This is a genomic window from Microcoleus sp. A2-C3 (genome assembly GCF_036706065.1).
Classification (GTDB): Bacteria; Cyanobacteriota; Cyanobacteriia; order Cyanobacteriales; family Microcoleaceae; genus Microcoleus.
Window position 1 is genome coordinate 1 of the sequence record NZ_JAUBVX010000025.1, and the last position, 25,659, is coordinate 25,659.

The 25,659-nt window shown below is 45.4% G+C and carries 24 protein-coding genes and 1 tRNA gene; 13 read left to right on the top strand and 12 right to left on the bottom strand.

The window, feature by feature from the left end:
* The 3 genes from QUB66_RS15220 to QUB66_RS15230 all read left to right on the top strand — a co-directional run.
* The coding region (locus tag QUB66_RS15220) for a CHAT domain-containing protein (protein ID WP_332966087.1) at nt 1-2,466 on the top strand (2,466 nt) is incomplete at its 5' end.
* A complete protein-coding gene (locus QUB66_RS15225; protein ID WP_332966088.1) occupies nt 2,463-2,930 on the top strand; it encodes a hypothetical protein in 468 nt (155 codons plus the stop codon). The genes QUB66_RS15220 and QUB66_RS15225, both read left to right, overlap by 4 nt.
* On the top strand, nt 2,923-4,302 hold the full coding sequence (locus QUB66_RS15230) for a hypothetical protein (protein ID WP_332966090.1): 1,380 nt from the start codon (nt 2,923-2,925) through the stop codon (nt 4,300-4,302). The genes QUB66_RS15225 and QUB66_RS15230 overlap by 8 nt, the downstream gene beginning before the upstream one ends.
* 19 nt (nt 4,303-4,321) lie before the next feature.
* Here QUB66_RS15230 and QUB66_RS15235 read toward each other — a convergent pair whose 3' ends face one another.
* From QUB66_RS15235 to QUB66_RS15250, 4 genes are all read right to left on the bottom strand, one after another.
* The gene (locus tag QUB66_RS15235; RefSeq protein ID WP_265237922.1) at nt 4,322-4,963 is read right to left on the bottom strand and encodes a hypothetical protein; all 642 of its coding nucleotides are present in this window, start codon (nt 4,961-4,963) and stop codon (nt 4,322-4,324) included.
* A gap of 16 nt (nt 4,964-4,979) precedes the next feature.
* Nucleotides 4,980-5,927 (bottom strand): PIN domain-containing protein, encoded by a 948-nt coding sequence (locus QUB66_RS15240; RefSeq protein ID WP_332966092.1) that lies wholly within the window; start codon nt 5,925-5,927, stop codon nt 4,980-4,982.
* Between the two features lie 137 nt (nt 5,928-6,064).
* Nucleotides 6,065-7,693 (bottom strand): site-2 protease family protein, encoded by a 1,629-nt coding sequence (locus QUB66_RS15245; protein WP_332966094.1) that lies wholly within the window; start codon nt 7,691-7,693, stop codon nt 6,065-6,067.
* Between the two features lie 308 nt (nt 7,694-8,001).
* Nucleotides 8,002-8,075: transfer RNA gene (locus QUB66_RS15250), tRNA-Arg, on the bottom strand.
* Between the two features lie 749 nt (nt 8,076-8,824).
* Between QUB66_RS15250 and QUB66_RS15255 the strand changes: the two genes are divergently transcribed.
* From QUB66_RS15255 to QUB66_RS15265, 3 genes are all read left to right on the top strand, one after another.
* Nucleotides 8,825-9,499: an Npun_F0813 family protein gene (locus QUB66_RS15255; RefSeq protein ID WP_265237918.1), complete on the top strand. Its 675-nt coding sequence runs from the start codon at nt 8,825-8,827 to the stop codon at nt 9,497-9,499.
* Nucleotides 9,500-10,048: 549 nt separating this feature from the next.
* Nucleotides 10,049-11,110: a hypothetical protein gene (locus QUB66_RS15260; RefSeq protein WP_265237917.1), complete on the top strand. Its 1,062-nt coding sequence runs from the start codon at nt 10,049-10,051 to the stop codon at nt 11,108-11,110.
* A 155-nt stretch (nt 11,111-11,265) separates the two neighbouring features.
* On the top strand, nt 11,266-12,216 hold the full coding sequence (locus QUB66_RS15265; protein ID WP_332966095.1) for a hypothetical protein: 951 nt from the start codon (nt 11,266-11,268) through the stop codon (nt 12,214-12,216).
* Nucleotides 12,217-12,232: 16 nt separating this feature from the next.
* Here the strand turns inward: QUB66_RS15265 and QUB66_RS15270 are convergent, their stop codons facing one another.
* On the bottom strand, nt 12,233-12,508 hold the full coding sequence (locus QUB66_RS15270; RefSeq protein WP_332966096.1) for a LapA family protein: 276 nt from the start codon (nt 12,506-12,508) through the stop codon (nt 12,233-12,235).
* Nucleotides 12,509-12,899: 391 nt separating this feature from the next.
* The gene (locus QUB66_RS15275; RefSeq protein WP_265237911.1) at nt 12,900-13,397 is read right to left on the bottom strand and encodes a pentapeptide repeat-containing protein; all 498 of its coding nucleotides are present in this window, start codon (nt 13,395-13,397) and stop codon (nt 12,900-12,902) included.
* Between the two features lie 109 nt (nt 13,398-13,506).
* Between QUB66_RS15275 and QUB66_RS15280 the strand changes: the two genes are divergently transcribed.
* Nucleotides 13,507-13,872 (top strand): phage holin family protein, encoded by a 366-nt coding sequence (locus QUB66_RS15280; protein ID WP_265237910.1) that lies wholly within the window; start codon nt 13,507-13,509, stop codon nt 13,870-13,872.
* Nucleotides 13,873-13,879: 7 nt separating this feature from the next.
* Here QUB66_RS15280 and QUB66_RS15285 read toward each other — a convergent pair whose 3' ends face one another.
* Nucleotides 13,880-14,641 (bottom strand): cobalamin biosynthesis protein, encoded by a 762-nt coding sequence (locus tag QUB66_RS15285; RefSeq protein WP_265237909.1) that lies wholly within the window; start codon nt 14,639-14,641, stop codon nt 13,880-13,882.
* A 121-nt stretch (nt 14,642-14,762) separates the two neighbouring features.
* On the opposite strand from QUB66_RS15285, the gene QUB66_RS15290 reads away from it, so the two are divergent.
* Nucleotides 14,763-15,128 carry a hypothetical protein gene (locus QUB66_RS15290; protein ID WP_265237908.1) on the top strand — a complete coding sequence of 122 codons (366 nt, stop codon included), beginning with the start codon at nt 14,763-14,765 and terminating at the stop codon, nt 15,126-15,128.
* A gap of 8 nt (nt 15,129-15,136) precedes the next feature.
* On the opposite strand, the gene QUB66_RS15295 is transcribed toward QUB66_RS15290, so the two are convergent.
* Together QUB66_RS15295 and QUB66_RS15300 are read right to left on the bottom strand one after the other, a co-directional pair.
* The gene (locus tag QUB66_RS15295; protein WP_332971248.1) at nt 15,137-15,643 is read right to left on the bottom strand and encodes a GNAT family N-acetyltransferase; all 507 of its coding nucleotides are present in this window, start codon (nt 15,641-15,643) and stop codon (nt 15,137-15,139) included.
* Between the two features lie 152 nt (nt 15,644-15,795).
* A complete protein-coding gene (locus QUB66_RS15300; RefSeq protein WP_265237905.1) occupies nt 15,796-16,410 on the bottom strand; it encodes a TetR/AcrR family transcriptional regulator in 615 nt (204 codons plus the stop codon).
* Here QUB66_RS15300 and QUB66_RS15305 point away from each other — a divergent pair.
* From QUB66_RS15305 to QUB66_RS15320, 4 genes are all read left to right on the top strand, one after another.
* On the top strand, nt 16,409-16,561 hold the full coding sequence (locus tag QUB66_RS15305; RefSeq protein WP_332966097.1) for a hypothetical protein: 153 nt from the start codon (nt 16,409-16,411) through the stop codon (nt 16,559-16,561). The two genes, QUB66_RS15300 and QUB66_RS15305, sit on opposite strands and share 2 nt — an antisense overlap.
* A gap of 302 nt (nt 16,562-16,863) precedes the next feature.
* Entirely contained in the window at nt 16,864-18,456 is a 1,593-nt protein-coding gene (locus QUB66_RS15310; protein ID WP_332966099.1) for a M16 family metallopeptidase, read from the top strand.
* 289 nt (nt 18,457-18,745) lie between these two features.
* Nucleotides 18,746-20,227: a M16 family metallopeptidase gene (locus QUB66_RS15315; protein ID WP_332966100.1), complete on the top strand. Its 1,482-nt coding sequence runs from the start codon at nt 18,746-18,748 to the stop codon at nt 20,225-20,227.
* 107 nt (nt 20,228-20,334) lie between these two features.
* The gene (locus tag QUB66_RS15320) at nt 20,335-21,558 is read left to right on the top strand and encodes a class I SAM-dependent methyltransferase (protein WP_332966101.1); all 1,224 of its coding nucleotides are present in this window, start codon (nt 20,335-20,337) and stop codon (nt 21,556-21,558) included.
* 613 nt (nt 21,559-22,171) lie between these two features.
* On the opposite strand, the gene QUB66_RS15325 is transcribed toward QUB66_RS15320, so the two are convergent.
* From QUB66_RS15325 to QUB66_RS15335, 3 genes are all read right to left on the bottom strand, one after another.
* The gene (locus tag QUB66_RS15325; RefSeq protein ID WP_332966102.1) at nt 22,172-22,840 is read right to left on the bottom strand and encodes an HAS-barrel domain-containing protein; all 669 of its coding nucleotides are present in this window, start codon (nt 22,838-22,840) and stop codon (nt 22,172-22,174) included.
* Nucleotides 22,841-22,962: 122 nt separating this feature from the next.
* Nucleotides 22,963-23,154 (bottom strand): NAD(P)H dehydrogenase subunit NdhS, encoded by a 192-nt coding sequence (locus tag QUB66_RS15330; protein WP_106149246.1) that lies wholly within the window; start codon nt 23,152-23,154, stop codon nt 22,963-22,965.
* 165 nt (nt 23,155-23,319) lie between these two features.
* Nucleotides 23,320-24,390, bottom strand: coding sequence for an Mrp/NBP35 family ATP-binding protein (locus tag QUB66_RS15335; protein WP_332966104.1), 1,071 nt, complete (start codon nt 24,388-24,390; stop codon nt 23,320-23,322).
* Nucleotides 24,391-24,579: 189 nt separating this feature from the next.
* Between QUB66_RS15335 and hemF the strand changes: the two genes are divergently transcribed.
* Nucleotides 24,580-25,623: an oxygen-dependent coproporphyrinogen oxidase gene (gene hemF / locus QUB66_RS15340; RefSeq protein WP_265237894.1), complete on the top strand. Its 1,044-nt coding sequence runs from the start codon at nt 24,580-24,582 to the stop codon at nt 25,621-25,623.
* Nucleotides 25,624-25,659: the final 36 nt, after the last annotated feature.

The window sequence follows — 25,659 nt, forward strand, 5'->3', positions numbered from 1 at the left end:
GGCAATGTACTGGGTGATTTAGGAAAATTAGAAGAGGCGATCGCATCCTACGACAAATCTTTAGAATTCAAACCAGATGACCACAGTATCTGGTTCATACGGGGCAATGTACTGGGTGATTTAGGAAAATTAGAAGAGGCGATCGCATCCTACGACAAATCTTTAGAATTCAAACCAGACTATCACGCAGCCTGGTTCATACGGGGCAATGTACTGGTTAATTTAGGAATGTTAGAAAAGGCGATCGCATCCTACGACAAAGCTTTAGAAATCAAACCAGATTATCATGCAACCTGGTTCATACGCGGCATTGCACTGCGTAATTTAGGAAGGTTTGAAGAGGCGATCGCATCCTACGACAAAGCTTTAGAAATCAAACCAGATAAACACGAAGCCTGGATTAATCGAAGTATTGCCGTCAGAAACGCATCTACATATAATCACTTTATTTATGAAATGTTGCAGCTACAATTCCCTGCTTCTCCACCAGTAACTCGAAATATTTCAAATCCCAACCTAAATCGACGTGGCTATGAAGGGCAAATATTCACATTAAAAGCAGGCTTGGAGTATTGCCAAGAAAAACCCCACCCCGAAGGATATGGAGAACTGCATCAAGCACTAGGAAATGCTCACTACAACCGAGGTAAACTCAATTATTATTACACCTATTGGAGTAAAGCCACCACCAACTACAAAGCAGCACTCAAAACTTTAACTAAAGAAGCTTTCCTCGAACCGCACCTAGAAGTCTTGCAGGCTTTAATCAAAACCTTAGTCGGCTTAAAGGAACTTGAAGCAGCGAATAAAATACGACGAGATGCAACCGACTTATTGCATCGCTTACTAACAGATAAAAACTATTCCCAACTCAGCGAAAAACAACTCGCCGACAAATTGGTTAGATTTAAACAATTAACCGTAAATATTTTGTTTCAGTCTGGCAAATTAACCGAAGCATTAGAAACAGCAGAACAAGATAAAAATGTCTGCCTGTCTTGGCTGCTAAAAGCCTTATCAATCCCCGATTACCAAGAACAAACAGAAGAGAAAGTAACTCACGCTCAAATTCAGCAACTTCTCAATCCCGAAACCTGCGCCATTTACTGGCATCTCAGCGATGCAGCATTAACAACATTCATCATTAAATCCGATGGCTTGCTGTCGCCAGAAGATTGTTTTAGCAATTCCCCAGATGAATTTGAAGCATGGGTAAAAGATTGGAATCAACAATATGCCGATTATCAAGATAAATCCCAGGATAAAGCCAATAAACAAAATCATCCTTGGCGCGCCGAAATGCCCAGTAAATTTGCACGCCTCAAGGAAATTTTGCAGATGGCCAACATCGAACAGCAATTAAAATTAAACGGCATTACCAACTTAATTCTGATTCCTCACCGCGACTTGCACCGGTTCCCAATTCATGCTTTATTTAGCAGTGATTTTGTGATTACCTATTTGCCTAGCGCTCAATTTGGACTGAATTTGAAACATCGGTTGAATTCCGAAATTTCTCGCTTATCTCCAAGTTCAGATCCCCCTAAATCCCCCTTAAGAAGGGGGACTTTGAACACTCCGGTTTCTCCCGACACAACGGGGATTTTAAACACTCCTGTCTCCCCCGGCACAATGGAGACTTTGAACACTCTTGTCCCCCCCTTCTTAAGGGGGGCTAGGGGGGATCTGGCCTCGGCTATAAACGATAAAAACTCTATCCTCAGTATTGAAAATCCCGACAGTATAATTATTGATGAAAATGGCAAACGAAAAAAATTGCTTCCTTTACCTGCCGCCGAAATAGAATCCGAAATCATTTGCCGAATGTTTCCCAACCCTACCCGACGGGGAGAAGACAAAGCTACCCTCGATGAAGTCACCAAATTATTGCCACAGCCCCACAACATTTTTCACTTTACCGGACACGGTAGCTATGATTTTGACAATCCTCAACAATCAACTTTATACTTAAGCGATACTCACCGATTAACAGTTAAAGAAATCATCCAACTCAACCTCAGTAACTACAAATTAATCTGCCTTTCCGCCTGCGAAACCGCCGTCACAGACAAACAAACAATTCTCGCCGAATATGTAGGATTAATCAGCGGTTTCATGTGCGCGGGAGTTGGCTGTGTCGTCAGTACCCTGTGGCCAGTCGAATCCGGGGCGAGTACGTTATTAATGATAGACTTTTACCGACGGTGGCGAGAAGGTGGCGATTCCCTACCCGTCGCTTTAGCAAATTCTCAAAAATGGCTGCAATCAGCCACAGGTGAAGATTTAGCCACTTGGTGTCAGCGGGAAATTGACAAGATTTCCGAAAACAGCAGCGAACTTTCTGAAGATGAAGTTAGCCTGCGCCGATTCTTTAAAAGCAATCGGCAAAACTTGGCTAAAATGGAATTAGACCAACCTTATCAACATCCGTATTACTGGGCAGCCTTCACTCTAACGGGATTATGATGAAAAACAATAATGACGATATTTTCACAGCTTTTATTGGCGCGGTACTCCAACAAACAGAACCGCTACCCGCAGCAGTTCAATCAGAGTTTAATAATATTGATGAAACTTTCACAATTGTCGATATCGAAAGACTTGCCGAATTGCATCCCCCTCTGCTAGCTGCTTATGAAGAGACTCATAATTGGTTGATATATCATAGCAGTGAACGTAGCAAAGGATTAGATGTTTTACCCGATAGTGAATTTGAAAAAGAAAACACTACGAACCCCGAAATTAGTAACGTCGCCAGCGATATCAGCGATTTAACAAATTTACCAAAAATCATCGAAAAAATCGACACCAAAGTTAAGCCGCGAGGGTTACGAAAAATTCTCGGAAAAATCTTGCAAGCTGGGGATTCGGTGCAAGCAAGTCGCGATACAATTTTATCGTCAATAGCAAACAGTTTCGCCCATGACTAACGAAAATTGGCTGATTTACCCTACCGTCGATTTATTTGTCTACGATTTAGCCGATGGTATCGGACAAACTGAGGACAAAATCAGCCAAAACCGCCAGCAGTTTTGGCAAAAAATCTATGGCGACAAACTCTCGCAGCCACAGCTAGAACAACTCGAACAAGCTGAAACCGAAACCGGTGATTACATCGATTTACTCGGTAACAAAAAAGTAGCAGCATTTGAGTCTCCCCTCGATGGCTATGCTTATCCTGTCAAATTCGGCGATACTTATGCGGTGCAGTTTGACTTATCCGGCAAAATAGAACCCGACAGCGATAAGAAATTTGCACCGAAAGAAATCGATTTAGAATGGCTGAAATCAACAATCATCTCGCGCTTCAATCAACCTGCTACTATCGGTCAAAGTTGGCTAGTTTGGGGTGAATTGACTAGCGGCCAATATGCTTTAGAAACTGCAAAAAATTGCTACGACCAACTTAAGTTAGTCCCGACTGCTAAATGGGATCTGGATTTAAAAGCATCAGGGCAATTTTTCGGGGCAAATTTTTATGAATTGTGGCTACCTCCGGGAGATAGAGGCAATATCAGCCAAAATTATCATGTTTTAATTTGCTTGTTTCCTAACAGTGGCGAGGCATCAATTCCCACTACTCGCCAAACAATGACTAAACTTTATCCGCAGTTTATCCGATTATTTGGATACCGCAATAAAGTGATTTGGGCTTACCACCAAAGCCGCCAACTTAAGTCGGATCTCAAGGATGCTTCCCGGAAGATTCAAGAAATAGTCAGCCAACTGCCAGAACAAGTCAATGCTGCTAAAGTTGACCTGAAACAATTGCAGGAAAATCTGGTTTATTGCTTGACAATTTTCTCGATTTATGCTAATTATATTAGTCGATTGGAAGAACAAGAAAATACAATTAAAACTAATCTAAATAACTATAAGAAACGGCTAAAAACAATAGCCAAGAGAATGGAAAAGCCAGAAAATGAGTTAGATTTTATGACGAATTTCAGCGATTTTGCTGAAGAAAAGTATGTCACGCAAGTTAAAGCGGATAATAGAAGTTTGAGTGCGGGATTGCGGTTGTTGGAAAATGCGATCGAGACTGTAGAGGGGATTATCGAGATTGAGAGGGCTAAGGGCGATCGCACTTTAAACTTTACCATTGGTACAGTGGGCGTGGGCATTGGCACCAGCGGAGTCGCCGCCAGCATCTACGCCAGCCAAATCAAAAGCCCCGCTAGCCCAGAAAATCCCATGTCTGCGAATCAAGTTCTCGTGTTGAGTCTGCTTCTGGGAATTGCAGGAGGCTTAGTCAGTGCGGGTTTATTAAAATTATTTGACCGAATTCGGGGATCGAAATGAACAATTCTGAGGATTTTTGTTAGTTAGCCGCCTTAACATCCTGCCACCAAACTTGGACGTAAGGCCAGAATATTTTATCATCATCGAGCTTGACTGTCACTTCGTAGCGATCGATCTGAGTGAGTTCGCCCGTTTTACCATTCAACTGCAATTGTTTCGGATCGTCGGTGCGAATTTCTACTCTTTGATTCAACAGCGGCTGCATCTGCTTTGAAGAACCCTGAAACGGATTTTTGCCTCTAAGCACATAGCCACCAATCAAAGATAAGTACATTGAAGCTAGGAAAAATACCGTACATAAACTCACAATTAACAGTATTTTTTGTTGCGAAAAATTGGTATAAACGCTCGCAACTCCCACTACCATAGTTCCGAAAAATAATAAACTTGGCAGGTACAGCCCATCTCCCAAAAATAGGCTACAAAAAATCATCAGCGGTATCTGAAAACCAAATAATGCAGCTACCCAACTCCACCCAGTCAGCAATGATTCAGATAGTAGCCAATTCATTGCTACAGTAAGGGCGATCGCAATTCCTATGGCCCAAACGGATGTCCCAGAATCGTAATATCTGATGGGAAGAACTACATAAAAGAATGTAGCATAAGCAAAACCCGCCAAAGCTAAGGCCAATCCACTAATTATTTCGTTCCAATTCAACTCCTGTCCCTCTCTCTTATTTAGGGTCGATCGACTTAACAAACTCTCGCACAGGCGACGGTAGAGCCGGCACAAAAGTCTTTCTAAAACCCCTAACATCGAACACTCGCCACAAAATACCCACCGCTACTGTCAAGAAAAATAACGCTCCCAAAAAATTAAACGCATTAGAGAGAAAACCGCTGTCCCTTTTTTTCGGAGCCGTAATATGTTTGATGCGATATACAGCCGGCTCGTAATCTCTGGACTCCTCGCGACTGGGTATCGGCTTTTTGGCGCGCGAACTCGCACGAGGGCTCCCACTCAAACCCGTGTGATTAGTTTTAGTAGAATTGCTGGCCGACTTCAACTCGGAATCGCCACGCATCGTGAACTTGCTAGTAGATGTCCCGGTTTTGCCAACACCAGCATTTTGAATTCTACTATTAGAGCGCTGACTTGATTGCCGATCGGCTAAAGTTCGCATCAAACTTTGCAATTGCTGAGTCGCCGCCGGCGGGCGTTCCCCTTTCCTCGCCCAATTTAACAGCATCGCCGCAGTAATACCGCAAAGATTCGCAGCCCCCACAGAAGCTATCCGCTTCAGCAGAGGCTGACTGTTGGACACAAAAATCACCAGTGCATCGGGGTGTTCCTGAGCCAAACCGTAAACGCACTGAGCTGTAGCTACAACCAGCATTGCTTGTGCGCTTTGATTTTTAATCGAGGGTTCTAGGGCCCGATGCGTTTCTTGAGCATCAGTCACAATCCACCCACTGTCTGCAAAAAAGCGCATAAACTCCCTAGCCACTTGCTCTTGAGCTTTTTCTACCGCTTTCCCTGTCAAATAATCTATTTCGTCATACACTACTTCTGGGAGATAGCAACTTCCCACCTTGGCATATTCTTGCCACACTTGGGTTCTGCCAGCCATCAAAAGATCCGCATCAAAAGTTACAAATACAGGAGGAAGTTGATTAGCCATAACTTTAGCCTAGTGCTTACATAAGTGATTTTTACTTGCTAAATTAAGTTTAAACAAATTCCGAGCTTTTCTATTGGGTCAATTGATAAATATCTGGGGTGCGCTTGGGCGCACCCAGCCCACCAATGGTCTGATGATTAGTTGCCAATTCCTAAACGCCCAGCTAAAGCCGGAGTCAAGGGCAAGAGTACAGAAATCATCAAGAACAAAGCCAACAAACCCAAAGCTGCGCGAGCGTCGTCAGGTTCAGTCAGCTCGTTGAGGCTCGGCCTCTCCAGATTCCGTTGTAAAATCAGAATCACGATCGCCCAATACAGAGCTAAAGGATTAACTAAAGAAGCGATCGCCAGCACCACAAATGTCGCCAAAGTAGCGCGACTGGCAATTTTCCTGCCGTAGATTGCTTGCACGATTCTACCCCCGTCCAACTGTCCCGCCGGCATCAAATTAATCGCCGTGATTACCAAGCCCAACCAACCGATAACTACCAGCGGATGAACATCAACAATCTGCTGCTGCAAGGCAGAACCCAAAACCACTTTTGCCAAAGTTCCCACCAAAACCGAGCCCTTAAAATATTCTGCGGGAATTTGAAACAAGCTACCGGGGTGAGAAAGTAGCAAACCCGTTACCAGCATTAGCAGAGAAATTATTCCCCCAGCGGCTGACCCGGCAAAAGCAATGTCAAACAAAACTTTACGGTTGGGAAGCAGCGACTCAAAACGATCGATCGCCCCAAAACAACCTATCTGGAATGTTGGTATAAAAAACGGCCAACTCAAGCCCACCTTGTACTGATTTGCTAGCACTCGGCGAGCAATTTCGCCTGAGCCTAAAACCGCCCAAATTCCGATCGCAATTGGCAGAACTTCTAGATATCTACCAGGCGAGTCAAAGAAATCGAAACCCAGCAGCAAACCGCCTGTTTCCAAGCTAGTAGCAATTGTTGCGAGTAACAGCACGACTGCGAGAATTTTTTGAGATACGGTAGTTGGCTGCGGGTCGTTGGTGCTGGGTAAGATAATAACTACCGGCTTGTCGTCCTGATTTTCTACTAAAAACAGGCGGTAGCGATCGTTCAATCTTTCTTGCAAACTTGCCGTCAAACGCGAGTGTACTTGTTCAGAGTCTCCCCGGAGATTGCCTTTCAAGATTACGCCATCTTGATAGGGAATCGTTTCTGTAGCAAAGAAAGTATCGATGCCAAAGATGCCTTGAATTGCCTTAAGATCTTCAACTGGAACGGGAATTATTTCTAATTCATTAGTTGCACGCGATGTGACGATCTTAATTGTTTCTTTCGCTGGTACCGGCTGTTCGTTTGGCTGGGAGGTTCCATCGCTTTGGGACTTTAGCTCAGCAGGAGCGGGGCGCGAGTCCAGCACTGCATCGGCTGCCGCCTTACGCAATTGCCGGCCGAGATAAATGTACAATCCCGTGGATGCCACCAGCAGCAACAATACCGCAACTAAATTGAGGTAAATCCCCGCTGCGAACAAACCAAAGAATAGTAGCCAGGGACTCATCAGCACCACTGACTGCAACCAAGCCAAAATTCCCAGTTTGCCAAAAGGTCTGGCGCGATAAAATCCCCAACCCAGAATTCCCACAGCAACCAATAACAGCGCAATTGTTGCGGTATTTTCCGATGCAATTATCGGGAGTCCGGTTGCTTGCGCCAATACCGGCTGTAATTGGCCGATCGCGCTGCGGTCGAGTAATAACATTAAATTTTGGGGTATGTGAAATAAAATTGCTGGGAGCATTATCCAAACTTGTCCGAAACTAGCCCGATCACTAAGGATAACCTCTGAGGGCTACTCGGCCCACAACCGGCTGCTGCGGTTTTAACTTCTGGGCTATTGACACAACAGACTTTTTATGATACCACATCGGTTGTCTCAAACATCTACTCAGATGGGCGGGAGTGTCGATCGCCCGGAAGCGGGAAGATTGGCAGCCGCGAAAGCAGGCGACGCTTCTGGGCAGATTTGACTTGGTTGCGGATTCGGGCATCGGCAACAAATCCGCAGCGGATCAGGCTCAAACCATTGATGCTATTGGGTTTTGTTAATGGGTACGGCAGGACTTGAACCTGCGGCTCGCTGCTTAGAAGGCAGCTACTCTATCCAACTGAGTTACGCACCCAACTTAAAAAATCGTTAACAATATGATTGTATCGGTGAAGTGTGCGATCGAGCAAGTAAATTTTTTTTGACTTACACAGAAACGGTTCTATCTAAAAAAACTATGATGTGGAGCGCGGCGCGATCGGGAGTGAACACCCTGGTGATGGCCCGTGGGTTGAGGATAGCAATTCACACAAGCTGGAGGGACTCACTTGCAAACAGCACAATTGTTAACATTCGATAGTTGCCAATCCTAAAACGCAGGCCGCATTATCGAAAAACCAGAGATCCCCTGATTTTAGGCATGAGTTGACGCCAGCGTGACTAACTTGCTGATGTTGAGTGATGTTTGCCAACATTCTGCTCGACTTGATATTTGATAAAAATGTGGTAGAACTAGGATTGAAAGACTCAGGTGAGAATCCCTGATGGTACGGAGCCTATATATAAGCTTCCTCTACGGCATCAAAGCAAAACAGTCAATCGCCCGATCGGCACGACCTCGAAAATCAAGCGTTGCCAGTACAGCAGTCGTAAGTTGTGCGCGGGGGAATTTCCTTGTTGCATTAGTTTATATGCCAGGGTTGAGAGACAATCTCAGCTTAGATATTTGTTAGCATTTGTTAACAAAAAAGTATCGGAACGCTTGAGGAGGGCAATCCTGCTAATTTAAGCGGACTTGTCGAATCAAGCATCCCCAAGCCTAAAAGCCTGGAGAGCTTCAAAAGCAAAGCACCTCGGCCATGACAGGAGTCAAATCGCAGTGTCATGTTTATTCTGAAACGGCAGGATGTTGAAATATCCAATTTTCAACACCCAAAACGGGATCAACAAATTCCCATTCTCAATTATCAGGGGCAGACTTTTCGCCTAATCAGCGCCTTCAACGGCAAGCAAGCAGAAGACGCCAGAGCCTTGTGGCGGGATTTAACCGACAACCGAGGCAAAGCCTGTGTTCTGCTAGAAGAGCCGGATAGATACAGCGTCTGGGGAAAAGTTCGTTTAGATCAGCTTGCCGGTGAAGAACCGGCGGGTACAGAATCCGCTAAAGCACCGCTATTCGCGCAGGGCTGTCTGCTGCTCCTCCAAGCTGTTTACTTCGATGTAGAAGACCTCTTAGGCGCAAGGCAAGCCGCATCGTTTCAGAAAGATATCGCCAAGGTATTTCAGCAAGGAAACTTCCCCCAGGCAGACTCCGCTGATGCGATCAAAAATTGGCTAACCGTTAGTCCCTTGCAAAATCATAAGGTGCCCCCTTGGCAAGAGCAAAATCTCAAGACCTTATTGCAAGAACTTCACCGTTTGGGCAAATCATATTTTGGCAATACCGACTTTGCTGAGGGAGTGAGCGATGTGCTGCAAGATATGCCAGCACAGGATCGCACTCAGTTTTTAGATTGGCTGAAACAATCAGCCCTCAACAAGTTGTGGATCGCAGGATAGAAAATCTCTGACAATTGCTCTAACAATTGGGTGTAGATAATCGATCTGAGATAATTGCACTCTTTGGGGGCAAGGAAGATACAGGTTGGATGGCCAACTTGTATCGATGCGACATAATTGTTAAATCAGTTAGGAACCCAGCTAGACTCTGGCAATTTAACTAAATTTCGATCGCAGTCCCCACCCACAATCATTGATATGAGTGGGGGAGTGCGAAAGCAAAAAACAGAGAAAGCAACATTTGAGGGTATAATTTCACAGATTAATTTGGTACGGTAAAAGCCTTAATGGTGAAGACATAGACCGTATCTCTATCATCTATTACGTGGAAAAAGATCGACTAAGAACTAATTATTTGAATTAGTAAATAGATATTATTCTTGCTTAGTCTTTCGAGAGTGTACGAGGGCAAAAAACCCGAAGACACGCTGAAGACGCCAGTTTTTCCGGGAGCGTCAGATCAAGGTTCTTTGGCGAAAGAATCCTCATCTACAATCAAAAATTGAGATGGGGTGCATTCAACCGCTAGTTAGGTATCGTGAAATCCCTATGAGTAGCACTTCAGAAAAGTCATCTACATCTACATCTTTACTATCAGCTCAGAGCCTAGTGATTGTGGGCATTGTCTGGGCTGTCATGGCGCTGCTGTTCTTTTTGCTGTTCAGCGTCCCCCTTTCAAAAGAAGATGGTTTACCGCCTTGGTACTCGATCGGCACTTATGTTTTTGAATGCGGGGCATACCTCGGAGCGTCTTTAGTCTGTTTCAGAAACTGGAAATGCCCCCAGATGGCGAGCGGGCGCAACGTCTGGCTGGGCATTGGTTTGGGGATGCTCTTCTATTTTATCGCCGGCGTGCTGTTCGGGATTTGGGAACTCTATTTCGAGTTAGATCCAGACGTGTCCCCAGCAGATGCGTTTTATCTGGGCAGCTATGTGGTGCTGATCGGAGGCATGGTTGTAGCTGTGACTTCCAAGCGTCTGAATCTAGAAGTTTGGCAGTGGGGTTTGTTAGCCGGAATAGCAGCCTTTGGGATTGCTATAGCTATCTGGGTTGCTGCACCGGACTCTTGGAGGACACAGCTAGGAATGGCTCCGGCTGCTCCTCAGGAATTAGTGACAGGATCTGCACCAGCAACTCCTGCCAAAGGAAAAGCGCCTGCTTTGGACAATTCGGCCCAGTCAAAGGCAAAAGGAGCGGCCGCGACTGCTGATGAACCTGCATCGGAAGAAGAATCAGCAGAAGTACCTAAAGCTCCCGCATGGGTGATGGCACTTGACAAACAACTGTCACCTTACGCCTATGCGATCAATTTGTTTTACATCGTCGGGGACGTTTTGCTGCTGATTATTGCTACTGCACTGCTGCTGGCGTTTTGGGGAGGACGTTTTTCCCAATCTTGGAGAATGATTGCGGCTGCAACTTTTTCGCTTTACATCGCAGATATGTACTTTAAATGGCGAGATACTCAGGCTGAGGGTAGTTATCAAAGCGGCAGTTTGCTGGAAGTCTTTTTTGTTTTCAGTGGCATCCTGTTCGGAATTGGAGCTGTCTTGGAACATGACATCTCAACCCGTTCTCGTCAGAGCAGGCGGACTCGTCGCTCCGCGTAGCAATGGGAGATTGGGGTTGCTTCGGCAAGAGATGGAAACGCGAAAGCTGTTTTGCCCTTGCCGGCCTCTGTCAACTTTAAATCGAAAATGAAAAATCACAGTTCGCCGATCGCACTTCCTGCGTTTTTTCACATTTTTTTGCTGGAAAATTTGGCATGACGCCCACAAAACTATCCGATTCAGACAAACGCGAACTCCTGCGGCTGTACCGACAGTCGGACGAGAATACTATCACTCTGGCAAAGCGCTACGGAGTGAGTAGTTCGACTGTGAGGCGCATCCTTCAGGGGGCTTTGTCGGAGTCAGAATACGAATTTTTGGTACAGCAAAAACAAAAGCGTTCGTCCGATCGCACCAGCAGCGTTTCTGAACCAACAGAGGCGACTGCTGAATCGTCGGCTGCCAGCTCCATCGCCCCTGTAGATACTCCCCTGTCTGAGTCACTCCTCATCGCGCAATCAGCCCCCAATTCGAGGCCGACGATCCGAAAGCGTTATGTATCAGCCGCCCAACCTGTCTCAGAAATCGAAATTTCAGGAACTTTAGAGTCGGATTTGGACGTTTCTGATGTGCCAGATGCCCAAGAAAATATTGCCTCGCGCAGCCACCGTGCTGTTGTGACTGGAGAACTACAGGCAATGCTTGATGGTGAAGATTTTAGCGATTTCGATGAGGATGAGGATGAGGATGATTTAGATGACGACTTCGACGAAGATTTAGAGGATGAAGATTCTCTGTTTGAAGGGAGTGTGCTGGGTTCGATGTCGGGGGAGTCGATGGAGCTGCGGGCGGAGGGGCCGATTCAAGTTTTGCCTTTAAGCCAAGCGTCTCTGCCCAAAATTTGCTATTTAGTAGTCGATCGGGCGGCAGAATTAATTACTAGACCTTTGAAAGCATTTGGGGAACTCGGTCAAATTCCGGCGGCGGAAATTCGCGAGAAAACCCTACCAGTTTTTGACAATCACCGAGTGGCCCGCCGATTTGCTACTCGCAATCAAAGAGTTTTCAAGATTCCAGATGGCAGGCTGCTGCAAAAAGCCGCACCTTACTTGCTAGCCAAAGGAATTACTCGGCTGCTGATTGACGGTCAGGTTTATTCCATCTAAGGTTTGAAAAATTAACTTAATATTCTACGGTGTCCGAGTCTTCGGGATTTGCTGGAAATTTCGGACGCGAGTCTTGGGAATCTGAAAAATTCCACAGCGGTTGTAGCAGTGCACCGCCGAGCAGTCCCGCACTAATGCTGATTGCCAATACTAATCCTACTGGAATTTGTATGGATTTAAACAAGATAAAGCTTAAGGCGACTGGGGCGGCGTTCTGCACTGAGATTATGGCGATCGCGCTAACTAAAATTGCTACTAAAAAACTAATTGTGAGCAGAGGAATTATTTTCATAAAAGGCTTGAAAAGCTAAAAATTTAACTAATAAACTCGTTTTATAATTTGAATATGTGTCCACAAAATTAACTACCCATTATTTAATAATATACAACAAGATTCGGGAATAAGTCAAGTAAGTGCGGGGGAAGTTATAGCCTTTCTCAAAAAGATCAGGTACGATTCCGGGATATGGCATAGGGCATAGGGCATGAGGCTCTCCTCACTTTTTTTAGAACCGCTATATGGTGTGGGGTGGGCCGGACAACCCGCCGGGAACAGGCAAGATGCCTGTTCCACAATCACATGAATTTTGTGTATTTATTACTTGTGGCGTGGGCTTTGAGCATCGCCCGAAACAGGCAAGATGCCTGTTCCACAAATTAAAATTATGGGATTAGAAAATAAATCAACGGCATCCCAGAGAATCGCGAGTAGAAATCCCAGTTTGAGAATTAATCCCGCTGGCTTTAGTGCACAATTCTTTAACTTGTGCGCCGTCCATAATTGCATCAGTAAAATCAGCGCCTGTGATATTAACTCCGTCAAAAGTAGAACGCAGCAAAATTGTTTCGACTAAAATTGCATCGCTTAAATCAGCCTTAGTAAATTTAATTTGATCTATCATGGCATTAGTTAAATTTGCTCCGTGCAAATTCGCCTCAGTCATCACCGAAGCGCTCATAATTGCTCCCCGCAAATCGGCATTAGAAAAATTAGTTAAGTCCATATTAGCGTTAGAAAACTCGGCGGCGCGCAGCATTTGACCGGAAAAATCGCGTCTTGTCAGTTCCGCGTTGCTAAAGGACAGCGGCGGTGGGTAATATTTAGATTGAGCTTGGGCTGCGCGCGGCAGGATGAAGATAGTTAGCGCTAAGAGGAATGCTGCTAGTTGCCGGAGTTTCATATGTCTGATATTCTCGTAAGGTGGGTATTTTGTAGTGTATCCCGAACTTTGGTCGATCGCCTAAACAGTTACAATCTCAATTAATAGTGATGGAGATGAAAAACAAGATATGCTAAGTTTTTTCTTAACTTGGATAGTAGCCGCAATTTCGCTGGTGATTACCGCTAACATTGTACCAGGTATTGTGGTGGTTAGCTTTCCGGCGGCGATGGTGGCTGCTGTGGTTATCGGATTGGTGAATGCGGTTGTCAGACCAATTATTACATTGCTGACCCTGCCTTTGACTGTTATTACTTTAGGTTTGTTTTTGTTTGTTGTGAACGCAATTTCCCTGTCCCTGGCTTCGTGGTTGGCGGGTGCGTTCAGTATCGGCTTTGCGGTTAACGGTTTTTGGCCTGCTTTGTTCGGTTCGATTGTGTTGTCGTTCGTTTCTGGGCTGATTGGTCGTTTTGTGAATACGGGTACTTTGGATTAGTAAGATATTATCCTAGATAGTCGATCGGGCAAACTGCAACTGCTACTGTAACAGAGCCTAGTTTTTTGTCCGAGCGAAATATTTTTTTCGGAACTAAGAGGGGATGCGAACCGCAGATAAACGCAGATAAACGCAGATGATTGATGGATATCTGCGTTTCTTGGTGTTGATGGGCGGTTGAAATTTGGGCGATCGCGCAAAGTGCAGCCGCTTCTGCTACGCTGGGCGTGCCGACTGCTTTTGCTACCAGATTTGAAGGATTCGGGACTTCTACGGAACTCAAAATGTCAGCAGCAAAGGTTTTTAATGGCCAATTTCGCGATCGACAAAGTTCCAGCAAGCCAAGTTCACCTGCTTTAGTGTCTATTGAAGCAATTCCTGCGATCGCACCTTCAGCTAAATGATAACTGCGACAAACATTTTGAATCGCAGCTTCGATTAATTCTCGCGAAGTTCCAGCCTTGCAACCTATCCCTACCCACAACACTCTCGGATGCCATTGAACCTTTGGCAAAGCAGATTCCGGCGCAAATCTTCTCTGGGTAAAACTAATCCAAATTCGCCCTTTGATAGGTGACAAATTTTCGCTTTCCCAACACAAAGAATATTTTTCAGGTAAACTGTTTTGCCACAAAGTAGAACCAACTTCTTGAATTACTTCTACAGTTTCCCCTCTCTTCATAGCTGCCGCCACTCCCATCCAGTCCCCTGTCCCCCGATTCCAACCGCTGGGAATATCTAGCATATCTAAAGTAAATTTATCGCTCATGATTCAGTTATGTATTCGGTAGTTTCACCGAGGCCGCAATCTTTAATTGTTTTTTAAGATCATTAATTAAAAAAGTTTGTATAATACTTTTAGCACAAACTGCAAACAAAAAACATTTAATATGGTAGAACTGAACCAGTTACTATTAGAGTTTGAAAGCAACCTCACATGGGAAGCAGTGACGAAAGAATGGAAAGAACGTCGCGACAGTTGGATGAGTGAAGTGCAAGCAGCAGTAGAACCCTCACAGCTAGCAGAATATCTAATTGAATTGGAATCAGACATCCAGCGGGAAGCAGTGCAAAATTACTGGAAACTTTGCCGGGAAAGTTGGGTAGAAGACTGTCATGTAGCATCGACTCTGGAAGAAGTATCAAGTTTATTGCTGGAACTAGAAAGCAATACAACTTGGGAAGTATTGTCCGATGAATGGCAGGAAATTCGGGAGAATTGGGTACAGCAAGTGTACGAGTTTAACGACGAGTAATAATTCAATCAATTAAAATCTATTTGCAGGGTTAATGATGTCCCTCCTGTGCGGTTGATTGTCTCGCTTCCCTCAATTACTTTAAATCCCGATCGCTGGTAGAGATTCAGGGCCGAATTTGAGCTTCTAACACTCAGCGATACCGATCGATAAGATGCTTTGGCTGCTGACAACAGACGATCCAACAACTGCGTTCCTATACCCTGATTTGTATATTCTGGAAGAACCGCGATCGCCAATTCCGGGATATCGTCTACCCAGCCAAATCCCTTGTCATCCCCTGTAAATAAACGCAGCCAGGCCGCTCCTACGGGCTGGCTGCTGTTTAATTCAATTCCTACGAATCCCGTATCGTCTGCACGTCCCCAATCCTTGACATATCTCGCAATTAAAGGATGATTCACAACAGCTTGCACCGTTGATTCACCTTCTTCTGCCATGTGCGCCGCGACGTACAGCATTTGCCACAAAAAAGGTTCGTCTTCCTGCATTAGCGGCCGAATAGAATAGTCCAAGATTTTGTCCATAAGTAGAAGGAAGTTCGGCAACGGATTCTGTAACGGATGTAACGGATGTATGGAAGAATAAAGAAGGAAAAAAGACGCGAACTACTAATGACTAATGACTAATGACCAATGACTAATGACTAATGACCAATGACTAATGACTAATCCTTAACTAAAACCCCATTCAGAAAAATATCCGCTAATCCTTCGGCTATTTCCTGCATTTCTTGCGGAGAAGCATTCGGTTCCCCAATCGTATTTTGACTAAAACCGGCTACTGCAAACATTCCCAAAAATACCTGAGCGACAATCTTCGGATTCATCTTTCGATAAACTCCTTTTTCCATCGCCGTCTCAAAAAAAGCCTCAGCCACAACGCTCATTTTTCCGATGACTTCCAACTGAATGCGATCGCGCAAATCCGGGTGAAACTGCGCCTCCAAAAAACACACCCGCATCATATCGCTATTCTCGCGGATATTTAGCATCCGTCGGCGCATCACCTGAGCCACTGCTTTGTAATTGCCCATCTCGCTCAATTCGGTCAGCAAATCTGTCAATATTTCCACCCATCCTTCCGTCGCTACCTGAATCAAAATCGCTTTTTTATTATCAAAATGCCGAAATAGCGTACCCTCCGCCACCCCTGCTGCCGCTGCTAAATCGCGAGTTGTCGTACCGTCGTATCCGCTGCGGGCAAACAACCGCACAGCCGCTTGTAAAATCCGCTTTTTGGTTTCTGTTTCTGAAGGAGGAGACTGATTAAAAATTCGCATGGCTTTGCAATCGGTAATTGGCGACTTAAGTAGAAGGAAGAAGGAAGAAGGCAGAAGGCAGAAGGCAGAAGGAAGAAGGCAGAAGGCAGAAGGAAGAAGGCAGAAGGAAGAAGGAAAAAGGCAGAAGGAAAAAGGAAGAAGACATACATAGCCAGCTTTTTAGCGAGCCGTATTTTACGTTTACTTAGGTGGATTCACTTGGAACTGCGGGTTTGGGACGGGCGGGTGAAATAATGTTACGCTTTAAGTTGTGCGCGACTTTAATCCCAAACTCAAAACTCCTTGCCGGGCCCAGACCCTTTTTGAGATTTGCTGTATCAGCCTAACATCTGCGGCGCAACAGATCGCTTATGCCTCCAAAAATCTTTATCCTTAGAAAAGAGTCTCTGGCATTGAGCGCAAACATTTTTTTGTTTGACAATCCAAAATCTAAAATCTAAAATCTAAAATCGAATGACCCCGCAGTTCCAAAAACCACGCGCGACGAAGCTATCCCCTAGGGAATCGCCCCGCAAAACTCGATTTATCGCCTCCCTGCTGGCTGCTGTACTGGTGTGGTGGGGACTTTCCCCCCAAATCGCCCTCGCCCGCGAGAACCCCGCTAACGGCTCCCAAACAGTGTCTGTGCAACCGTCGCTCGATCGCGTAATCAAGCAAGTCACGGAATTTAAGCTCGACAATGGCATGACATTCGTCGTGCTCGAAAGGCCCAGATCTCCGGTAGCATCGTTTCTAATTTACGCTGATGTGGGAGGGGCAAACGAACCCGACGGCCAAACCGGAGTCGCCCACTATCTCGAACATTTAGCCTTTAAAGGTACGCCAAAAATCGGCACTACCGACTACAAAGCCGAAAAGCCGCTGCTAGAAAAACAAGACCAACTCTTCGAGCAAATGCAAGCAGCGAAGGCGATCGGCAAAACTGAAGAAATCGCCAAATTCAAAGCAGAATTTGACAAGGTTGAAGCCGAAGCTGGGCAATTTGTCAAGCGCAATGAACTCGGCAAAATAGTCGAACAAGCAGGCGGAGTCGGATTAAATGCCGCCACTTCTATCGACTCGACCATGTATTTTTATAGTCTCCCAGCTAACAAATTAGAATTGTGGATGTCGCTGGAATCGGAGCGATTTCTAGAACCAGTTTTTCGGGAATTTTATAAGGAAAAACAGGTAATTCTAGAAGAACGGAGGCTGCGAACTGAAAATTCGGCGATCGGGCAAATGGTCGAAGTTTTTGCCGCCAAAGCTTTTTCTGTTCATCCTTACCGTCGCCCGGTAATTGGCTACACTGAAGACATTAAAAACCTCACCCGCAGCCAGGTGCAGAATTTTTTCGATAGTCACTACATCCCTAGTAAACTGACTGTGGCGGTGGTAGGAGACGTGAAAGCTGCGGAGGTGAAGCGTCTCGCTCAAATTTATTTCGGGCGCTACAAGGCGAAACCAGCGCCTCCTGAATTGCAAATTGTGGAGCCTCCCCAAACGCAAACTAAGGAAGTGACGCTGAAGTTAAAAACTCAACCTTGGTATTTGGAAGGATACCACAGACCAGCGATGAATCATCCCGACAATGCGGTTTATGAAATCATTGGTTCTTTGCTCAGCAGTGGCCGCACTTCTCGGCTTTATAAGTCTTTGGTAGAACAACAGCAATTGGCGTTAGCTGCTCAAGGTTTCAGTGGTTATCCGGGGGATAAATACCCGAATTTGATGTTGTTTTATGCTCAAACTGCTCCGGGTAAGACTGTTGATGAGGTGGCGGTGGCTTTGAGCAAGGAAATCGATCGCCTAAAAACGGAGCCGGTGTCTGATGCAGAGTTGGAGCGGGTGAAAACTCAGGCGAGAGCTGGTTTATTGCGATCGCTCAATTCTAATATGGGCATGGCATTTTCGTTGCTGGATTATCAAGTTAAAACTGGTTCGTGGAAAAATTTGTTTAAGGAGTTGGATGCGATCGCGGCTGTTTCTCCTGCTGACATTCAACGTGTCTCTCAGGCTACTTTCCGCCCGGAAAACCGCACGATTGGTAAGCTTTTGTCGCTCTAAGAAGAAGGAAGAGGGAAGAAGGAAGAAGGAAGAAGGAAGAGGGCATTGGTGTCAATTTAAGCTGAAACCTAGTGCCGATATTCTGTCTAGCGATTAGGTCTAGATCCCCCCTAGCCCCCCTTAAGAAGGGGGGGACAGGAGTATTCTCAAAGTCCCCCTTGCTTTCGGGGGATTTAGGGGGATCGGGCCTCGGATAAAAGCTAGATTTACTGGTTCCTAGGCTCTGCCTGGGAACGCAGATCCAGAGGCTCTGCCTCGAATTGTCAACATAGGAAACATTGGAAAAAGAATGAAAAGGACTAAATTGAGACTGAAGAAAGTAAAGTTATTTTTGCTCTCGCTTTGCTTTTTTACTGTTTCACTTGGCACGTTTAATTTGTTGCCTTCCTTAGCGGCTGGGCCCAAACACTATGACGAATTAAAATTCCCGGCGCTGGCTGAAATTAAACTGCCTAAATACACTCGCTTTGAGCTGAAAAATGGCATCCGCGTGTATCTGATGGAAGATAGAGAATTGCCGTTAGTTGGGGGGACGGCATTATTTCGCACGGGCGATCGTTTTGAACCTGCTGATAAAATTGGATTGGGAGGTTTGACGGGAGAAGTGATGCGAACTGGTGGCACAAGTCGGCATACGGCTGATGAATTAAATCAGTTGTTAGAACAGCGTGCTGCTTCGGTAGAAACAGGAATTGATGCTACTTCTGGTAACACTAATTTTAGTGCTTTAACTGAAGATTTGGAACCTGTTTTTGACTTGTTTGCAGAAGTGATTCAGAAGCCAGTTTTTGCTAAAGAAAAGTTCGATTTAGCGAGGAATCAAGAGCAAGGTGGTATCGCCCGCCGCAATGATGATCCTAATGATATTACGAGCCGCGAGTTTCAAAAGTTGATTTATGGCGATCGCAGTCCCTACGCGCGCACGGTAGAATACAAGACTATCGCCAATATTTCCCGCGACGATTTGGTGGGTTTCTACCAGAAGTATTTCCACCCCAAGAATATGATTTTGGGTATTTCTGGTGATTTTGATACTGCTAAAATGCGATCGCTCGTGGAGCAAAAATTCGGCAATTGGCTACCGACTCAAAGTGCTGAAATGCCTGCACTACCAACGGTATCGCCCGCAAATCAAGGCGGCATATTTTTGGTGGATCAGCCCCAATTGAGTCAAAGTTACGTGCAGATGGGGCATTTGGGCGGAATGCTCAGCAGTCCAGATTACGGTGCTTTGGACGTGATGAATGGGGTTCTGAATGGTTTTGGCGGGCGTTTGTTTAATAATGTGCGATCGCGCCAAGGCTTAGCGTACACTGTTTATGCGGCTTGGAGTCCGAGATATGACTATCCTGGGACGTTTGTGGCTGGGGGCCAAACGCGATCGGACGCGACAGTACCGTTTATCAAGGCAATTCGCGCTGAGATCGATCGTATCCGCACCGAAGCAATTACCCCAGAAGAATTAGCTTTTGCTAAAGATTCTACCCTCAATTCTTTCATCTTCAAATTTGAAAATCCCAGTCAAACTTTGTCGCGACTAATGCGATACGAATACTACGGTTATCCCGAAGATTTCATTTTTCGTTACCGCCGCAGCATCGAAGCAGCCACAATTGCTGACGTGCAGCGCGTAGCCAAGACTTACTTGAAACCGGAGAATCTGGTGACATTAGTAGTGGGAAATACTGCGGCAATTCAACCGCCGTTATCGAGTTTAGGAACTTCGGTGAAAGTGCAATCTGTTGACATCACAATTCCCTCAGCGACTTGACGATGATTCGTGTGACGCACCAGACTATTGTGTGGTGCGTCACTGTGAGATTGTGGATATAATTTTGGGATTTATGATTGCGAACCCTAGGGCTACTGAATAATATAATGAATATCAACACGCAAGAGCAATTCGAGTTAATTCTAGGTTCTAGTATAGAGAATCAAGAATTTGTCAGATTAACTTTAGGAAAATATAGAGGAGGAGAAGACGGTTTAACTAAAATCATTGTGAGAATCGTACAATTTAAATCAAGCATAAAACTTTCTTTTACCTATAGCTATAAAACTAAGGAAATAGTCAAAAATCACCCAATCGAAGAGGGGATAAATTTGATAAAAACCCTGATTGGGAGTGAATTTATGAGTATTAGATTATTCTCGGTCAAGCAAGATGTTCAACTTGAATATGGCAAAGATCAGAATCCTAAACTTAAATGTATTAAGCCTACTTTTACCAATCCTGTTGATACGACTCCGCAGGAACATGATCACAAGAAAAAACGCTATATTGAATCCGAAAATAATGTATATCTCACAGCATTAGGCATTACCAATAGTCAAGGTAATGTCGTAAAAACGATGGAAGATAAGTTTAGACAGATAAATAAGTTTGTGGAAATTATACATGGCTTACTTGAATCATCAGCATTGGCAGCGAAGAGTCATATCTCTGTAGTTGACATGGGTTCAGGCAAGGGATACTTGACCTTCGCAATATATGATTTTTTGAACAATATTTTAGATAAAGAAGCATCAGTTGTCGGTATAGAAAGCAGAATACATTTAGTAGATTTTTGTAACTCTGTTGCCCAATCAGTTGACTTTAAAGATTTACATTTTAAACAAGGAAATATCAGTAACTATAGCGCAGAAAAATCAGACATAACCATCGCGCTTCATGCGTGCGATACTGCAACAGATGATGCGATTTATAAAGGGATACAGTCTGATTCTTCTTTGATTATTTTAGCACCATGCTGCCACAAGCAAGTTAGGAAACAAATTCATCCGAATCTGGTTTTGAAGGATTTGCTGAAGTCTGGCATTTTGCTAGAGAGGCAATCGGAAATAGTAACTGATGGATTAAGAGCACTTCTACTGGAATTGTCTGGCTACAAGACCAAGGTTTTTGAGTTTATAGCTGCTGAACATACGAGTAAGAATATAATGATTGTGGGAATCAAAAGCAATCAGAGTATCAACAAGGAGCAGATTATTGGACAAATCAAGGACATCAAAAAACTTTATGGCATCAACTTTCACTATTTAGAAACTTTACTATTTCCTGAACTATTGCTTTCCCCCGATCTAGCTAAGGAATTAAATTGAATAACATCAGCGATGCTATAATAAACGACTGAGTGAATATGAATTTGTTGATATTTTATTGATGTCAAATGTTATACCGATTTGTTTTTTGTATCGCCCATCATTTGTTGAGTTGATTTGAATCATTTATTAAGCTGTCGCCCATTTAAATTACATATTCGGTACGGCGTCGGAGCAACGTACCACAAGAGTTTGATTGATTTTTCACACACAATTTAAATTTAGAACAGCTTACTAGCTTAACTGTAAGGATTTAGATAAAAAATATTTCATTAAACTCAGCTATCAGTCAATACGGTTCACTTAACACTATTTATGCCCCGGAGATCCCCCTAAATCCCCCGAAAGCAACGGGGACTTTGAGAGCTTTCTTGTCCCACCCCCTACTCCCCTTTTTAATGGGTGTGCCAAGGAGATCTGTCTTAAGTGAACCGTATTGAGCTATCAGTTCGATAATCGGAAATTCTGGGAAGATTCGGCTATTTAAACAATTATAGCGGTTATCAAAAAAGTGAGGAGAGCCTCATGCCCTATGCGCTATGCGCTATGCCCTATGCCCTATGCCCTATGCCGTTCGCGTACCTCATTTTTTTGAGAAAAGCTATACCATATCCTAGGGATGAATCTGGCTCAAAATCACCCGCAATCTGTCATAATCATCCTTCAACAAAACACTTAAATTCCTCCCGGCTTCTACCAACCAAGCTCGATCGCGCATCCGCAACTGATAAATCTCTCGAATCGTCGCCGCCGCCAGTGCATCCACAGGCGCATTAGTCACCCCCAGCAGCGTCCTCAAAAAATCCAACTGCACCGTAAAATCAATCACCTCATCCGATTCGCAGCGATAAACAGCCTGGTGAATTTGCGGCGGGCGTGGCGGCAAATACTGATAAATTGTACCCCTCGATTGGCCGTGGCCGTTGAACCTTTCCGGTGGCTTCTCAAACCCCACAATCGCCACTCGAAACTCGGTTTTGAGCATCGCAAAAATCTGCGGTTGTTCTTCCCGCAACTCTTCTAGGGACAAACCCAAGGCGCGGGCTCTGTGCACCGAGTCGATCGGGCTAGTGGTAGCATGATAAACCACGCCATAGATTTGATTTTTTGACTCTTCATCTTCCGCCTTCACCCAACTCCCAAAAGGCGGCATCACCGGAAAACTCAAGTCTTCCGGTTCCAAACATTGAGCCAAAAATTCCGAAGTTGCTGTCTCGATGACTTCAGCAATGCGATCGGGATGTCGCTCTTTTGTTGCAAATTGGGGTAAAGGTAAACGCATAGTTTAGTCAGTTGACAGTTGACAGTTGACAGTTGACAGTTATTATTTTTGAATCTCTCCCAATAATCAGTAACCAATAATTACTGACTACTGATTACTGACTATTGACTACTGACTAATTACTATTTCGCGCGGCCAGCCGTAGCATCCACGAGATCCAACTGCGAAAGGCGGAACGTGATCAGCTTGTCCCAATTGCCACCTTCAAACAGTACCGCGACTTTCCCGTCGGTAACTCGCTGCACAAGTCCTTGAAAGCCGTAGTAAATCTCGCCCTTATCTTTAACTCGAACTGCCGAACCTGGAAAAATCATAATTGTTTCAAAGTTAAGTTTGACTGTTTATAGTTTACCGTTTCTGGTTTCTAGGACGCACTGCGACTCTGAGAAACCGGGTTTTTATCAATTCTAGGGCTGCAACCTGTGTTTTTTCCTAAAAAACCCGGTTTCTCGACACCCGTGCGTCCTGGACTAACTTTGTTAAGCTAGGGCTGCTACAGAAACCTTACCAGCAATCCGACCCGCGATCGCCCGCAACTCCCTCGCCGAAGCAGAACCCGGTTGTCCCACCACAATTGGCACACCCGAATCGCCACCTTCCCGCAGCGGAATTTCCAGCGGAATGCGGCCTAACAGCGGCACTCCCAACTCAGCAGCCGTCCTTTCCCCGCCGCCGGAACCGAAAATATCATATTGCTTGTCAGGCATATCCGGCGGCACAAAATAGCTCATGTTTTCCACAATTCCCAATACCGAGACTCCCAACTGCTGGAACATCTTCAATCCCTTGCGTGAGTCCAACAAAGCCACCGTCTGCGGCGTCGTCACAATCACCACACCGGCCATCGGCACCGCTTGGGCCATTGTCAACTGCGCGTCTCCAGTACCCGGAGGCATATCGACAATCAGATAGTCTAAATCGCCCCAATTCACCTGATAGAGGAATTGCCGGATGATCCCGTTCAACATCGGGCCGCGCCAAATCACAGGTTGGTCTTTCTCAATTAAAAATGCCATCGACACCAATTTGACGCCGTAGTTGAAAGCCGGTTCGAGGCTTTCCCCGCTTTTTCCGTCCCTCACCATCACTTTCGCGTCCCCCAAACCCAACATATTTGGGTCGTTGGGCCCATAAATATCGGCATCGAGTAAACCCACCTTAGCGCCAGTTTGCGCCAGTGCTACAGCTACATTTACCGCCACCGTGCTTTTGCCGACGCCGCCTTTGCCGCTGGAAATGGCGATAATATTTTTGACTCCTTCTATGCCTTGGCGATCGACCATTCCCTTCTGCTGCGGCGTCTCCGCTGTCACCTCCACGGTCACTTTTTCGACTCCTGGCAACTGTTTGACCGCTTTTTTGCAATCATCGACAATAAATTCTCGCAGGGGGCAAGCAGGCGTTGTCAGCACTAAGGTAAAACTGACTGTACCGCCGTCAATTTTAATGTTACGAATCATGTTCAATTCCACCAAACTTTTTTGTAGTTCGGGGTCTTGCACTGGTCGCAGGATCTCTAAGACTGAACTAATATCGAGTGTATCGGGCATTGTGTTCTCCACCATAGCTCTGCAATTGGGTTAGCGAATTTTCGATCGCAGGTTTAAGTATATTTTTGTTGCTATTTTTTAATGTATCTTCATTGCGATCATTTGCAGACCTACGGTGGCATAATTACATGGCGACTGGATTTGGGAATCATCGCCCATCTCAGACTTAAATCTGACAACAGAAATTTTATGACAGTTTCTACAACACTTAAAACAGCCACTTCCCCGTTTTTGCCGCCCGCTGATTCTAGAGCTAGAGTCAGCCAATTTATGAAAAGCCTACAAGACGAAATTTGTCAATCCCTCGAACAGCTCGACGGTGGTGGCAAATTTAAAGAGGACTCTTGGGAACGCTCCGAAGGCGGGGGCGGACGTTCTCGCGTCATGCGCGAAGGCAATGTGTTTGAACAAGGCGGAGTTAATTTTTCCCAAGTTTGGGGCGAAAGTTTGCCGGCTTTGATTCTTGCGAAGCACCCAGAAGCGGCCGGTCACGATTTTTACGCCACTGGGACTTCGATGGTGCTGCACCCCCGCAATCCTTATTTGCCTACGGTTCACCTCAATTACCGCTATTTTGAGGCTGGGCCGATTTGGTGGTTTGGCGGCGGTGTGGATTTGACTCCTTATTACCCGTTGGCTGAGGATGCAGCTCATTTTCACAAAACTCTGAAAGCAGCTTGCGACAAACACCACTCGGACTATTATCCGACTTTTAAACTCTGGTGCGACGAATATTTCTATCTCCCACACCGCCAAGAAACTCGCGGCGTGGGCGGCCTGTTTTTTGACTACCAAAGCGCTCAAGGCGCGCTTTACCGCGACCATAACGTCAAAGGCAAAGCCGCTGAGTACAGCAAGAATGCCGGCAACCCGGAACCCCGAAGCTGGGAGTCGCTGTTCGCCTTCGTACAGGACTGCGGCCGCGCATTTTTGCCGGCTTACACCCCAATTGTTGAAAAGCATCGATCGAAAGCATACGGCGATCGCGAGCGCGATTTCCAACTTTATCGCCGCGGCCGTTACGTTGAATTTAACTTAGTGTACGATCGGGGCACGACCTTTGGCTTACAGACCAACGGACGCACCGAATCGATTCTGATGTCCCTGCCGCCTCTGGTACGCTGGGAATATTGCTTCGAGCCAGAACCCAACTCTCCAGAAGCCGAACTCTACTCGAAGTTCTTAAAACCGCAAGATTGGGCGAATTGGATGCCTCAGCAGTCACCGACCTGAGTTAAACTACTGAGAAAGTAACCACCGCGATAAATA